Raw genomic sequence first — 13,071 nt, forward strand, 5'->3', positions numbered from 1 at the left:
AAAAAAGCCATCTTTTTTATTTAAAAGATGGCTTTTTTTTTGCAATAAAAAATATTCGCTCTGAATTCGGCTGTGGTTGGATATTGTCGAAATCAGCACAGACTTCGAGGAGTTCAAATCCAACTTCTGCTAACCATTCTGAATACTGTTCAACTGGGTAGGTTCTTTGGATATGAAGCTCATCGTAACGATTGTATTTGCCGGTTTGCTCATCTAGTACAAAGAAACTTAGTTCATGTTCAACACTATTCGGATTTTCACCGGGAAAGCTATTCCAAATATAAGATACTTGATCTTCTGTAGATACAAAGGTTTGATTGAGAAAAACCTCAGCAATTTTATAAGTGGAGTGAACATCAAAAAAGAATATCCCGTCATCCTTTAGATGATGTAAAGCACTAGAAAAAGTATGTATGACATCATGATCTGATTCCAAGTAGTTTAAAGAATCGCAAAAAATCCCAATAATATCGAATTCTCCATGACCTTCAATACTTACCATGTCCTGCTCAAAAAAAGGTATTTGCAGGCCTTCCTCCTGTGCTTTTGCCTGGGCAACGGCAAGCATATCACCTGATAAGTCTATTCCAACAACGGAAAAGCCCTCCTTAGCAAAGCGAACGGAGAGCTCTCCTGTGCCACAGGCCAAATCAAGCAGATTTTTACCATCAACCTGATATTTTTTCAATTTATCTTTAACAAATCGAACCCATTCATCATAGGGAGCATCTTGCATGAGCTCGTCATAAAGATAGGCGAACTGTTCATAACTCATGTGGTCAACTCACTGTGAATATCCTCTAGAGGAGCATCTCCCCATAACCGCTCTAATTTATAATAACTTCTTTCATCACGGTGGAAAACGTGTGCAACCACATCTCCAAGGTCAATTAAGATCCACGTTGCCTCATCGAAGCCTTCCATTCTTTTCACATTATATCCGTTTTCTTCTGCCTTCTCTTTGATTTCTCTAGCAATTGCCTGTACTTGTTTGTCAGAGTTTCCATGACAAATAATAAAATAATCGGCAATTAAGGAAATCCCCTGCATATTCAGTGCTAGAATATCTTCTGCTCTTTTATCATCTGCTGCTTTTACCGCAATTTTTAATAACTCCTGATTAGTCATTAATCAGTCCTCCTGTCTCTTCATTACGAGATCATTATATGTTTGATAGCTATCGGGGTAAACCGATTGATTCTTTTCCATTAAGAATAGGATGGTGTTTTTAACTGCTTGTATTAAAGCATTGTCTAAATCTTGTTTTGCTAAGGCTCTTACATCCTCAACACCTGGAAAATGTCGACCTGGTTCAATATAATCGGCTAAATAGATTACTTTTTCCAACAGCGTCATTCCTGGTCTTCCTGATGTATGAAAGCGGATGGCATTCAGTACTTCTTTGTCCTTGATTCCTGCTTCCTTTTCGACCAAATAGGCACCCACGGGAGCATGCCACAATTCTGAGTGATAGTGAAGTAAGTCTTCAGGAAACTTTTCCGATAAAATGATTTGCCTCATTTCATCCTTATTACGAAACTTTGCATAATCATGAAAAATCGCCGCTAGTTCCGCTTTTTTTTCATCGGCACCATATTGTTTCGCTAAAGCAATAGCTGTTTCCATGACGCCTAATGTATGCTGGTATCGATGGTCTGTTAACTGTTCTTTGACAATTTTTAATGCTGCTTCACGTTCCATATAAATGGTTCTCCCTAATAAAATCAATGACCCGGTCGGGTAATAAATAGCGAACACTCCTGCCTTGTTCGACTCTCTTTCTGATCATACTGGACGAAACTTCAAATGCAGGTATGTCCACATAAGTAATAGGATATTCTGTTTCTGAGCTATATTTTGGTCTTTCAACACCAACAAATTGTACAAGCTCAATCAATTCATCAATCATATGCCATTTAGGCAGATATTCGATCATATCGGCACCAATGATGAAGTAAAATTGATGTTCAGGAAATCGCTCATTTAAGATTTTCATGGTATCGACCGTAAATGAAGGACCTAACCTCTCAAGTTCAATCTTTTCAATTTTAAATGCAGGGTTCCCTTCAATCGAAAGCTCTAGCATTTGCAAACGGTCGATATTTTCAACAGATTCTGATTTTTGCTTGTGAGGAGGCTCTTGGTTTGGCATAAACCAAATTTCATCAAGATTAAGTTCAGAGAGTACCTCATTTGCAATTAATAAATGTCCGTAATGAGGCGGGTCAAATGTCCCTCCCAAAATCCCAACCCTTGTCATGATGACAGCTCCTTTACTATGGAAGCGAAATTTGTTTCTTTTCCACCGATTCTTTGTAAAGTACTATAGTATTTCCAATAATCTGGACAATATCCGCTCCTGTACCTTCTGCCAATTGCTCTGCAACAACATTTTTATCTTCTTCACAATTTTGCAGAACACTGATTTTAAATAGCTCTCTTGCTTCCAAAGCATCCGCTACCTGCTTGATCATATTTTCATTTACTCCACCTTTTCCTACTTGAAAGATGGGATCTAAATGATGAGCTTTTGATCTCAAAAACCTTTTTTGTTTACCTGTTAACATTTCACGCCTCCAAGCTGTAGTAATACATTCTCTCTCATTCGATTTACATCAGGGAAAATTCCAGTCCATTTTTCAAAAGCAAGTGCCCCTTGATAAACAAACATATCGATTCCATTCTGAATGGTTGCCCCTTTTTCCCGAGCTTCTTTTAAAAACTGGGTTTCAAGCGGGTTGTAAATTATATCACAAACCAGTGACTGTTGATTTAAATGTTCGAGACTAATCGGTATCTCTTCAATTTTCGGGTGCATCCCAATCATCGTGGTTTGTATTATCACATCATATTCCGCCAATTGATCTCCTGCCTCAACTAAAGATAAAGCTTTGGAAGATGTATCAAATGGACAAGCCGCAATGAGCTCCTCTGCCTTGCCGATAGTCCGATTAGCGATGTCAATTGCTAAGGGCTTCATTTTTGCCATAGTAAAATAAATAGCTCTTGCTGCTCCACCCGCCCCAATGACTAATACTTTTTTATCCGATAAGGAAGTAATATATGCGTTTAGCCCCTTTAAAAATCCATATCCATCCGTATTATAGCCAATTAACCTTCCATTTTCATTTACAACCGTGTTGACGGCCCCTATGCTTAAAGCCAGTTTATCCACTTCATCTAACAAAGGAATGATGGCAGTTTTATGTGGAATTGTCACATTAAAACCTAATACGCCAATTGCTCTTAAGCCACGGATAGCAGCTGGAAGATCGTCATTTTTCACATGAAATGGGAGATAATAAGCTTCAATATTATTTACCTTTATTACATCATTAAGCATAACTGGCGACATTGAGTGACCAATTGGATTTCCAAGAACCGCTAAAAGTTTTTCCACCTGTTTCTCCCCCCATTTACTCTATTTTAGATTAAGGATTTACGTATTAGTGTTTGAACACCTTTAGGAACGTATGCCGCAACCTTTACCCCTGGATCGTTAACGGTTATCCACCCTAAACCCGAAAACACAACATCCGTCTTGGCATCCTTAATCACAAATTCTTGTTTTACTAGCTCAGGAAATGAATCTACTTCATCTTTTCGCGGTGGAGCTAGCATTTCCCCTATGTGGGTTCTATATAGTTCATCTGCATTTTCTGTTTTTGTGCGATGAATGTTCAGTTCATTAGATACGTGACAGACAAATGAGGCTCTGTCTCCGCTTATAAAGTCAAATCTCGCCAATCCTCCAAAAAATAAAGTTTGACCTTCATTTAATTGGAATACCTTTGGTTTTATTTCCTTTTTGGGAGTAATCACTTTTAAATCTCTCTTATCTACAAAGTGAGCCATTTGATGATGATTGATAATTCCAGGTGAATCAATCAGAGATTTTCCATCCTCAAGCGGGATTTTTATAATGTCTAAAGTAGTGCCGGGAAAGTGCGATGTAGTAATAATATCCTCTTCACCCGTAACTTCCTTAATGATTCTATTTATAAATGTAGATTTCCCTACATTTGTACATCCTACGACATAGACATCTTTTCCATTTCGCAATTCGTCAATGGCAGCAGCCGTTTCATTGATGAACTTGCCTTTCTCTGCACTGACTAAGAAAACCTCTTCTGGCCTTAACCCCAGCTCTTTTGATTCTTGTTTCATCCAATTAATCAATTTGTTATGTTTTACTGATTTGGGCAGAAGGTCAACTTTGTTCCCCACCAGGACGATTTTGTTCTTTCCTACAAATCGGTGTAAACCAGGCAGCCAGCTACCATTAAAATCAAAAATGTCCACAATCATCACAATTAATGCATCCGTCTGACCAATCCCATTTAAAATTTTGAGAAAGTCATCATCGGTTAAACTAACATCCTGAACCTCGTTATAATGCTTAAGCCGAAAACAGCGTTGACAAATAATCGCTTCTTTTTCAAGTGCTGATGACGGTGCATATCCTAACTCCGCCGGGTTCTCAGTTTGGACCTTTACACCGCACCCCATACATAAATTTTGCTCTTGTTCACTCACACTTTAATCCTCCCATTGAATCAAGCCTTTTCTTCTGAACCAATTCAAAATTCTTCGTTCAGCAAATCGGTTAAATTTTGTAAAAAAACCATCTGTTTGTGCAACAGGGACCACCAGAATGGTGTGAAATCCGCTTCGGTTTCCACCAAAGACATCCGTTAATAATTGATCTCCAATAACAACAGCATTTTCCTTTCTAATACCCATTTGAGAAAGAGCCTTATTAAACGCACGTACAGTCGGTTTCCTCGCTCGAAAGATAAATGGTATTTGCAAAGGATCCGAGAATTCTTTTACTCGCATTTCATTATTATTAGAAACAATAGTCACGAGAATATTGTGTTTTTTAATTTGTTCGAACCAGTTTATTAGCTCAGGTGTCGCATTTGGTCGATCCCATTCCACAAGCGTATTATCCAAATCCGTTATAATTCCCTTAATTCCTCTTTTTTTCAATTCTACAGGATCAATATCTAATATGCTCTTAACATGTTCATTAGGTAAAAAATTCTTTAACACTAAGCTTACACCTCATTAATTAACTTCTGTTTATCTGTACCATCATAACCAATTTTAACCTTTGTATCAAAATAAAACGAATTAATTATAGTATGATTTATTATTTGTCATAGCCGGACTTTTTTTACAGAGAATTGAAAACATATTGCCTTAAATCCTAAATTTAAAAAATATTTTTCGACAAAACCCCAGTCTTTCCACTCCTGTGGATAAAGTTATTAACATTATACCCATTGTTTCAGTCACTTTTTAATAATTTATAAACAAATTAGTCACAAGTTATCCACGGCTAATTGTGAATAATTGGAAAGGTTGTCCGATTCAAGTTAATTTGGTAGATTTAGGGTACACCAATTGAACCTACCATTTTATGCTTCTTTTAAAATTTTTAGTACCATTTATTTTTTATATGGAGGTGCATTCTGGCTTGCGTAAACTGTCAGATGAGTTACTAATCGAATCCTACTTTAAAGCAAGAGAATTAAATTTATGTCCAGAGTTTATTCAACTTATTGAAACAGAAATACATCGCCGTTCCCTATTTAAAAAATTGCAGATTTCTTCATAAGAATCTTATACTATGCCCCTAGAGGGCTTTTTCTTTTTTAAGAGATGTTATTTAATCACCGCCATTTTCCTTAATCAGCAGTCCAATTTTTTCACCGATTCTAATATCCTTTGGTGTTTCAATAGAGGAATCCAGCTGAATGATCCCCTTTTCAAACAACAATACAACCGTTGAGCCGAAACTGAAATAGGCCATTTCGTCACCTTTTTCAAGCTCTGTTCCTGTATGCGTTCTTTCAATTGAATTTACAAACATGGCTCCAACTTTCACAATAGCCGTATACCCATAGGATGTATCTACTTCTGTAATCATTCGGTAATTTTTTGCTAAAGTTCGAACTCCATATTTTAATCCCATTTTATTAACAGGATAAGATTTTGATCCGAGTGTCCATTGTTTAACAATAGTTCCCTTTACAGGACTATGTATCCGATGATAATGACTCGGGCTTAAATAGAGTATCATATATGTACCTTGTAAATATTTATTTGCAGACTCCTGACTTCCAAGCATTTCTTGAATGGAATAGGTTTTACCCTTTACAACCATTTCACTCGTTTGATTGATAGTCCCCACATCCTCAATGACGGCATCTACAGGGCTTACCACTGTTTTAGTACTTGTATCGACTTTTCGTACTTCTTTCTTTAATGTTCGAATAAATAAATCATGAAGGGTAGGATATTCATGTATTGCTTTATCCATTTCACTCTGATTTAGGTGATAAATCTTCGCGAACGAAGGGACAACCAATTTGCTAAGTCTAGAACGTGCAAATACCTTTAAAATCACAGATGACCATTTTCCATTTGTTAATTCTATCATGAAACGATATACATGCTTCAACATCGTATTACCCCCAAAAAGTGTAAAAATACTCTTTACGAAACCGACTAAAAAGCTTAATATTAAATACATACAATAAGTATAATAAACAAAGTTCTCTTCCGGCTTTTGTTGAAAAGGAGTGGTGGAGCAAAATGTTTTTATTAGACGTTTTTGATTCTACAATTAAGAAACTTAAGTCCCAAACTGCTAACGTCATTACGTTAACAAATTTATCTTTTGGTGGATTTGCCATTATTTTTGCTATGGAAGGTAATTTACGTTTAAGTTTACTATTAATTTTTATCGCTGCATTAGCGGATCGCTTTGATGGAATGGTTGCAAGAAAGTTTAATATTGAATCAGATCTAGGCAAACAATTAGATTCCATGAGTGATATTATATCATTTGGAGTAGCGCCTGCACTATTACTATATCAGGGAATTTTAAATGAATTTGGCGGACCCGGTTCCTTTTTTACCGTTTTCTTTATTGGCTGCGGTGCGTTTAGATTGGCTAGATTTAATATTACGGAAAGCAATGGTTACTTTACTGGTCTTCCCATTACAGCCGCAGGCTGCTTAGCAACCTTGAGCTTTTTGGCTATTCCATATTTACCAGCTCAGACATTCCTATTTATCATCATCATTTTATCATTCCTAATGGTTAGTCCATTCAAACTCAGAAAAATGTAAAACGAAAAGCGGAAGCGCCCTCGGACCAAGCCAAAGTGCAGCTTGGTCCTGCGATGATTATTCGAAGGAGCTTTCCTTAGTGGTCAGCGGCGTATGGCCTCCTCGTAAAAGCTAACGCTTTTCCTTCGTGCGAAGCCCTATGCTGTCGAAGCATCCCTTGTGGAGCGCTCCAACTGAGATAAAGGAAACACGAAGAGCCAGAGGCGCATTCGTGCTTGACTTATCGTAGGTAGGTAAAAATCCTGAAGGGATTTTTACTCGCGGAGAGCGAAGGACACTAGCCGCTAGGGCGCTCCTCAGAAAAGCTAACGCTTTTCTTTCGTGCGAAGTAACGCTTCCGAAGCTTACTCTTGTGGAGCTGAACAGTAAACTAAGTTCAAAAGAATTTATCATATCATATAGTAAGGCCCAGCAGGTATCCTGCTGGGCCTTATTTTTATTTATTTTCACGTTAATTTCAGGAACTCATCGATATCGTCAATACAGATTCGAACCGCCTTTTCCCAGAAATCTCTTTGACTTAAATCAACCTGCAAATGCTTAGAAGCCAAATCCTCAACTGTCATAGAAGCTGTATCTCTTAATAATGAGATATACTTTTCTTCGTACCCCTTACCTTCCTCTAGTGCCTGTGCATAAATCCCAAGAGAGAACAAATAGCCAAATGTATAAGGAAAGTTATAAAACGGTACCCCGGTAATGAAAAAATGAAGCTTAGACGCCCAGAATAATGGATGATATTGATCCAAGGCATCACAATAGGCTTCTTTCTGAGCTTTCTCCATTAATTCATTTAAGGATTCAACAGAGACAGGACCAAGCTTTCTTTCCTCATAAAAACGAGTTTCAAACAAAAAGCGAGCATGGATGTTCATTAATAGAGCAACCGTTCTTTGAATTTTATCGTCAAGCAGAGCAAGCTTTTCCTCTTCATCCTTAGCATTTTTTACAGCTGCATCTGCAACAATCATTTCAGCAAATGTTGATGCCGTTTCTGCAACATTCATTGCATACCCGCGATTTAGATAATGCACCCCTCTCATGGCATAGGAATGGAATCCATGACCCAGCTCATGGGCAAGTGTCGAGACATTCGAAGGTGTACCAGAATACGTCATGAAAATACGAGATTCTTCACTTTCAGGGAATCCAGTACAGAAGCCACCGGGTGCTTTGCCAGGGCGGTCTTCAGCTTCAATCCATTGATCTTCAAATGCTTTCTTTGCGAACGCAGACATCTTTTCACCAAAAAGAGCAAAATTTTGTTCGATAAATTCAGCACCCTCTTGGTAGGAAACCTTTGACTCTGCTTTTCCAAATGGAGCGTCTAAATCAAACCAGCTTAATTTTTCAATCCCTAATAGTCTGGCCTTTCGGTTCAAATATTCAACAAGCGGCTGTTTATTATCTGAAATGACTGTCCACATCGTTTCCAATGTTTCTTTTTTCATTCGATTAATACTTAACGGTTCTTTCAAAACATCGTCCCAACCACGTTTTTTATAAACATTTAAGCGAAATCCTGATAGGTGATTTAATGTTTTTGATAAGTAATCTGCTTGTTCATTCCATGATTTCTCCCAGCTTTTAAAAACGGATGCACGCACATTCCTGTCCGAACTGGAAAACTTATTAGCTGCCTGCCCAATAGAAAGCTGCTTTATTTCTCCATTTTCTTCAACTGGTATCTTTATTTTACTAACAATTAGATCATACAATTGTCCCCAGCTATGATAGCCATCAACGCCCAGAGCACTAATTAATCCTTCTTCTTCAATTGATAACTTATCTTTTGCTCGTTCTCGCCTTTCGCTAAGCGAAAACGTCAGTTCCTTCAGGTACTCATCCTCTAACACTTGATTCCAGGCCTCATCATGGATCGATGATAATAGATTGTCAAATGCACTTAGTGCAGATTGGAAAGTGGCACTAAGTCCTGTAACGGTTGCCTCAAGGGCATAAGCCTTTTTATCTTCTGTATTTTGCGCCTGTAAGCAGCCAACAAATGCGGATGCCTGACGAAGCTTTTTACCTGCCCGCTCGAAGTCTGATAGTAATTCTTTTAGATAGACCTTATCCTCGGAAGTATTGATTGGATTCCAATTCTGTACCTTTATTGCAAATTGTTCAATTAATTCCTTCGTAACCTTTAGATGGTCCGCCAGTTCAGCTGAATTGCTTCCACCCTTAAAAAATACCTCAAGATTCCAAACATCTGAATATGTAGCAGCTGTCAATTTGTTACCCCCTTTTCTATGTACCATTTCATTATAATATATTTGTTAAAAAATTCTATTATTAGCATTTCATAAAAAAAAGCTTGTGCTCAAGGTGCACAAGTTTTGAACTAGTTTAACAGCACGTCGTATAATACCACCATCCGCCAAAGATAAGCACTAATATCAATAAAACGATAAACAGCGCGTACCATCCTCCTCCGCCAGCTGTGTAAGGAACAGGATATACTGGATAAGGGGCTGAACAGCAATAGGGACTAAGATAACCATATGACACATAAATACCCCCTTTCCCTTTTATAATAGGTTATGTCCCTATCTCCCTTCCCGTATAGGCACAAGCCGTTTAAAAACAAAAAAAGAGTCGGAAAAATACCGACTCTTACCTAATTCCTCTTTTTACGCTCTTTTTCTGCACGATAAAACTCATGGAACATTTTCATTAATGCTCTTTTTTCAATCCTAGAAACATAGCTTCTCGAAATTCCTAATTCCTTAGCTATTTCTCTCTGAGTCTTTTCTTTTTGAAGGTCTAGACCAAAACGACCCACAATTACCTCTTTTTCCCTGTCATCAAGGACATCGATATATTTGCGAATTTTTTCGAGCTCCATATTTAACTGAATGGTATCAATAACATCTTCTGATTCCGACTTTAGAACATCAATAAGTGAGATTTCATTTCCTTCTTTATCCTGTCCAATCGGGTCATGTAATGAGACATCCTTTTTCGTCTTCTTTAAAGCTCTTAAATGCATCAGAATTTCATTTTCAATACATCGAGCGGCATAAGTAGCCAGCTTTGTTCCTTTCCCCTCTGAAAAGCTTTCAATCGCCTTAATTAAACCGATTGTTCCTATTGAAATTAAATCCTCTGAATCTTCACCGGTATTTTCAAACTTTTTTACAATATGAGCTACAAGCCGCAAATTATGCTCAATTAACATATTACGGGCATGTGAGTCCCCTTCCGCCATCAATCGTAGGTATTTCCTTTCGTCTGCAGCAGATAGGGGCTGCGGAAAAGCATTGTTTTTTACATAAGAGACAAGAAATAAAAATTCCTTAATGAGATAACCCAGTGCTGTAAAAATCCCTGCCATGCACATCCACCCCCGTGCTTTTTTAGGGCTTTGCCTATAACTAATTCCTATGTTAGAAATAGGAGGATTGTGTCTGTCCAAAAGATTTTATTTGTAAATGGAGTCTAATAGCTTATGTCTAAAAAAAGCATTGACCTTTGCAGGATCAATGCTTTTTTGACTATTCAACACTCAATTCTGCAGTGATTACACAACCAATCGCTCCAGTTATGACTAAAGCCATCACCATCATAAACATATTATCCACCCCTTTAGATAGATACTTTTAACTACTTCGAATTTATCATATTTTCACAGTATCTAACTTAGGGGTATGTGAACGTTTTGTTAACAATCTTTTATCACTAATTATAACATCATTTTTTCTTTTTTACTTTTATGAAAAGAAACAATAAAAAGTTATGCACTGGCATTATCTCCTGCCTCCTTAACGAGTTTAACTAGGTTGTATCTTTCATACTCCATATGATTGCTCCTTGTTTTTGAACTAAATAAATCATTTATAAAACCACCTTTCATTTTTTGTCATGTTAAATCATTAGTACATAATGCGATGAACGGATATTTGCCGATCCTTTGTTTCTTCATATATTTTCTTAATTTGCGCTTGGTGCGCTGCTTCTTCAGAACTCATCTCACGTTTTTTAATGGTAATGGATAAAAATATTAGATTTAAGGTCATACGATCACCTCCCACCCAGGGGTTTAAAGTAAATGATACATGGAAAGTTGACGATCTTTATGCTGCGCATAAAGCTTTTCAACTGTTTCATTGCGTGTTGCTTCTTCAAGACTTACTTTATGCTTTCTCAAAGTAATCGAGAAAAATAAGATATTGAGAATCATTTCAATACACTTCCTTTGATTTTTTTATAATAACTGATGGACTGACATATTGCGGTCTTTGTTCTGTTCATAGAGCTTTTCAACGATTTCATTGCGTGCTGCTTGTTGAAGACTTTCATTGCGTCTTGAGAACGTAATCGAAAAGAATAAAATATTTAAGGTCATACTATCACTTCCTTTTAAAGGTAAATTTGTAAAATATATCCATTTTAAAGACACAAAAAGGCCGCAAGAAATTACCCCCTTGCGGCCAAATTTTAAGCACAAAAATACCGCAGGGCAGCATACTCCCTGCGGCATGGATATGTAAGATAACTAAAAATTAGTTAAGCAATCCATTCCTATCGGTCGAATGCAATTTATTCAAATATCCAGTTGTCATACCAATAGCACTCCATGTGTAAGCAACCATTAACTTCATCATTAACTTCATCATTTTCTTCGACCTCCTTCGGAATTTTTTACTAACTACGGTAATTATATCCATCAACCTCCCCTTTGTAAACCACTTTTTAGAATTTTTTTGAAAATAGTGAAATTGCCTGGATATTCAGAATGAAAAAAATAAGCGTCCCAAAAGGAACACTTATCTCTGTTTGTGATCTTCCATATCCATAAGTTTTAACTGGCATTGTTTTGCTTTGATAAAAAGGAAAAGGGAAAAGGCTAAAAAGGACATGCAAGAGATCATCATTATATTTAAATCCATTTCAGTTTTTAAATCTGATGGAATGATAACACCTAAATAGAAAAATACACCGACAGCGAGTAATACGACAGCAAAGTGTTTTAAATCAACCATTTTTTCATAAATCTTTTTTGTTTGTTTATCCACTGTTGGTCACCTGCTTTTCTTAGAATCTACTAAGCTAGTTTATCATAAAGGCGAGCTCTCATGTGGATGTAAATTCTAGAAACACAGGGCAAAAAATCCGGCGATGTTTCCGCCGGACCTTTTGGCTGCCCTATCATAAACTCCTTACCCTAATGCATCTACTATTTTCATGACCAATGTTGCTGAATGTGTTGCTGCCTGGTCGATAAATTGATCAAAAGAAATTTCTGATTCCTTTCCTGCGATGTCAGATAATGAGCGAATGATTACGAAAGGTACTCCAAAGCGATGTGCCACTTGCGCAATCGCAGCTGCCTCCATTTCAACCGCTTGTAATTTTTCGAACTTAGATTGGACAAATTTAACACGTTCAGGATCTTCCATGAAAGAATCACCTGTAACAATCAGCCCTTTAACAATTTTGAATTTATCAAGTTCCTTTGCGGCATTTTCAGCTGCTTGAACTAATTTTTCATTCGCTAAAAAAGCTGCGGGTAACTGTGGTACCTGCCCATATTCATAACCGAACGCTGTTACATCCACGTCATGATGACGTACTTCTGTTGAGATTACCGCATCACCTACATTTAAATCAGGGTTAAAGCCACCAGCAGACCCAGTATTAATAATGCAATCAGGCTTATATTTTTCAAGTAGAATCGTTGTAGACATCGCTGCATTTACTTTCCCTATTCCTGACCGGAGCAGGATGACATCTGTGCCATTCATTTGTCCAAAAGTAAACTCACAGCCGGCAATGGTTTCTTGGGTTTGCCCCTTAATATGATCTCTTAATAGTTTTACTTCTTCTTCCATTGCTCCAATGATCGCAATTGTCATAGTTAAACCTCTTTCTTTATTTTTTTGCACCTTTAAGTATTCTACCACCATTCGACAGGATTCTTCC

19 protein-coding genes are annotated in these 13,071 nt (G+C 37.3%); 2 read left to right on the forward strand and 17 right to left on the reverse strand.

Annotated features, from left to right (window positions below):
* Nucleotides 1-16 precede the first annotated feature (16 nt).
* The 8 genes from AC2TFD_RS22630 to AC2TFD_RS22665 are packed head-to-tail and all read right to left on the reverse strand — an operon-like array spanning nt 17 to nt 5,055.
* Nucleotides 17-775, reverse strand: coding sequence for a class I SAM-dependent DNA methyltransferase (locus tag AC2TFD_RS22630; RefSeq protein ID WP_335509781.1), 759 nt, complete (start codon nt 773-775; stop codon nt 17-19).
* Nucleotides 772-1,128 carry a ribosome silencing factor gene (rsfS, locus tag AC2TFD_RS22635; protein WP_335509782.1) on the reverse strand — a complete coding sequence of 119 codons (357 nt, stop codon included), beginning with the start codon at nt 1,126-1,128 and terminating at the stop codon, nt 772-774. The genes AC2TFD_RS22630 and rsfS overlap by 4 nt, the downstream gene beginning before the upstream one ends.
* A 3-nt stretch (nt 1,129-1,131) precedes the next feature.
* Nucleotides 1,132-1,701: a bis(5'-nucleosyl)-tetraphosphatase (symmetrical) YqeK gene (yqeK, locus tag AC2TFD_RS22640; RefSeq protein ID WP_484674014.1), complete on the reverse strand. Its 570-nt coding sequence runs from the start codon at nt 1,699-1,701 to the stop codon at nt 1,132-1,134.
* Nucleotides 1,691-2,260 (reverse strand): nicotinate-nucleotide adenylyltransferase, encoded by a 570-nt coding sequence (locus AC2TFD_RS22645; RefSeq protein ID WP_484674015.1) that lies wholly within the window; start codon nt 2,258-2,260, stop codon nt 1,691-1,693. Before AC2TFD_RS22645 ends, yqeK begins: the two co-directional genes overlap by 11 nt.
* Before the next feature lie 16 nt (nt 2,261-2,276).
* Nucleotides 2,277-2,567 carry a ribosome assembly RNA-binding protein YhbY gene (gene yhbY / locus AC2TFD_RS22650; RefSeq protein WP_335509789.1) on the reverse strand — a complete coding sequence of 97 codons (291 nt, stop codon included), beginning with the start codon at nt 2,565-2,567 and terminating at the stop codon, nt 2,277-2,279.
* On the reverse strand, nt 2,561-3,400 hold the full coding sequence (aroE, locus tag AC2TFD_RS22655) for a shikimate dehydrogenase (protein ID WP_335509791.1): 840 nt from the start codon (nt 3,398-3,400) through the stop codon (nt 2,561-2,563). Before aroE ends, yhbY begins: the two co-directional genes overlap by 7 nt.
* A gap of 26 nt (nt 3,401-3,426) precedes the next feature.
* Entirely contained in the window at nt 3,427-4,509 is a 1,083-nt protein-coding gene (gene yqeH / locus AC2TFD_RS22660; protein ID WP_335568524.1) for a ribosome biogenesis GTPase YqeH, read from the reverse strand.
* 30 nt (nt 4,510-4,539) lie between these two features.
* On the reverse strand, nt 4,540-5,055 hold the full coding sequence (locus AC2TFD_RS22665; protein WP_335509793.1) for a YqeG family HAD IIIA-type phosphatase: 516 nt from the start codon (nt 5,053-5,055) through the stop codon (nt 4,540-4,542).
* A gap of 427 nt (nt 5,056-5,482) precedes the next feature.
* Between AC2TFD_RS22665 and sda the strand changes: the two genes are divergently transcribed.
* Nucleotides 5,483-5,623: a sporulation histidine kinase inhibitor Sda gene (gene sda / locus AC2TFD_RS22670; RefSeq protein WP_335509795.1), complete on the forward strand. Its 141-nt coding sequence runs from the start codon at nt 5,483-5,485 to the stop codon at nt 5,621-5,623.
* A 51-nt stretch (nt 5,624-5,674) separates the two neighbouring features.
* Here sda and AC2TFD_RS22675 read toward each other — a convergent pair whose 3' ends face one another.
* Nucleotides 5,675-6,472 carry a phosphatidylserine decarboxylase gene (locus AC2TFD_RS22675; protein ID WP_484674016.1) on the reverse strand — a complete coding sequence of 266 codons (798 nt, stop codon included), beginning with the start codon at nt 6,470-6,472 and terminating at the stop codon, nt 5,675-5,677.
* Between the two features lie 131 nt (nt 6,473-6,603).
* Between AC2TFD_RS22675 and pssA the strand changes: the two genes are divergently transcribed.
* Entirely contained in the window at nt 6,604-7,143 is a 540-nt protein-coding gene (gene pssA, locus AC2TFD_RS22680; protein ID WP_335509800.1) for a CDP-diacylglycerol--serine O-phosphatidyltransferase, read from the forward strand.
* A 446-nt stretch (nt 7,144-7,589) separates the two neighbouring features.
* On the opposite strand, the gene AC2TFD_RS22685 is transcribed toward pssA, so the two are convergent.
* The 8 genes from AC2TFD_RS22685 to mtnN form a co-directional block, all read right to left on the reverse strand.
* Complete coding sequence (locus AC2TFD_RS22685) at nt 7,590-9,380, reverse strand: M3 family oligoendopeptidase (protein WP_484674017.1); 1,791 nt, start codon at nt 9,378-9,380, stop codon at nt 7,590-7,592.
* 115 nt (nt 9,381-9,495) lie between these two features.
* Complete coding sequence (locus AC2TFD_RS22690; protein WP_335509804.1) at nt 9,496-9,657, reverse strand: hypothetical protein; 162 nt, start codon at nt 9,655-9,657, stop codon at nt 9,496-9,498.
* Between the two features lie 109 nt (nt 9,658-9,766).
* Nucleotides 9,767-10,483: an RNA polymerase sporulation sigma factor SigK gene (sigK, locus tag AC2TFD_RS22695; RefSeq protein ID WP_335509806.1), complete on the reverse strand. Its 717-nt coding sequence runs from the start codon at nt 10,481-10,483 to the stop codon at nt 9,767-9,769.
* A gap of 538 nt (nt 10,484-11,021) precedes the next feature.
* Entirely contained in the window at nt 11,022-11,165 is a 144-nt protein-coding gene (locus AC2TFD_RS22700; protein WP_335509808.1) for a YrzI family small protein, read from the reverse strand.
* A gap of 23 nt (nt 11,166-11,188) precedes the next feature.
* Nucleotides 11,189-11,329 carry a YrzI family small protein gene (locus tag AC2TFD_RS22705; RefSeq protein ID WP_484674018.1) on the reverse strand — a complete coding sequence of 47 codons (141 nt, stop codon included), beginning with the start codon at nt 11,327-11,329 and terminating at the stop codon, nt 11,189-11,191.
* Nucleotides 11,330-11,353: 24 nt separating this feature from the next.
* On the reverse strand, nt 11,354-11,494 hold the full coding sequence (locus tag AC2TFD_RS22710) for a YrzI family small protein (protein WP_335509812.1): 141 nt from the start codon (nt 11,492-11,494) through the stop codon (nt 11,354-11,356).
* A 421-nt stretch (nt 11,495-11,915) separates the two neighbouring features.
* A complete protein-coding gene (locus AC2TFD_RS22715; protein ID WP_335509814.1) occupies nt 11,916-12,164 on the reverse strand; it encodes a YrhC family protein in 249 nt (82 codons plus the stop codon).
* A 144-nt stretch (nt 12,165-12,308) separates the two neighbouring features.
* Complete coding sequence (gene mtnN / locus AC2TFD_RS22720; protein ID WP_335509815.1) at nt 12,309-13,004, reverse strand: 5'-methylthioadenosine/S-adenosylhomocysteine nucleosidase; 696 nt, start codon at nt 13,002-13,004, stop codon at nt 12,309-12,311.
* Nucleotides 13,005-13,071 lie beyond the last annotated feature (67 nt).

The organism is Neobacillus sp. plas4, from assembly GCF_057221695.1.